Raw genomic sequence first — 419 nt, 5'->3', positions numbered from 1 at the left:
CGGACAGGCGACCCGCGAGCGGCGCCACGATCCCCGACACGAGCGACCCCGGCAGGTTCACGAGGGCGGCGTGCAGCGACGACAGCGCAAGGATCGACTGCAGGTAGATCGTCAGGGGGAAGAAGATCCCGATCATCGCGAACGAGACGGACATGCCCGCGACGTTCGCGAGCGAGAAGTTGCGGGAGTGGAAGAGCCGCAGGGGCAGGAGCGCGCCGTCGCCGAGGTCGCGCTGCCACAGGACGAAGCCCACGAGCACGAGCAGCCCGGCGCCGATGACGCCCCAGACCGTGATCGGCCCGGCGATGGTGCCCCAGTCGTACGTCTCGCCCTCCTGGAGCCCGAAGACGACGGCGAACAGCCCGACGACCGAGAGCACGACGCCGAGGACGTCGAACGAGCGCTTGTTCGTCGCGAGG

At 69.7% G+C, this 419-nt stretch carries 1 pseudogene; it reads right to left on the bottom strand.

The features are described from left to right. Positions 1-419: pseudogene (locus tag G3I78_RS49195) on the bottom strand (MFS transporter); the annotation flags it as partial.

The organism is Streptomyces sp. SID13726, assembly GCF_010548375.1.
In the GTDB taxonomy this organism is placed as follows: domain Bacteria; phylum Actinomycetota; class Actinomycetes; order Streptomycetales; family Streptomycetaceae; genus Streptomyces.
The sequence above is the reverse complement of the archived record's forward strand: the minus strand, read 5'-3'. Positions and strand labels throughout refer to the sequence as shown.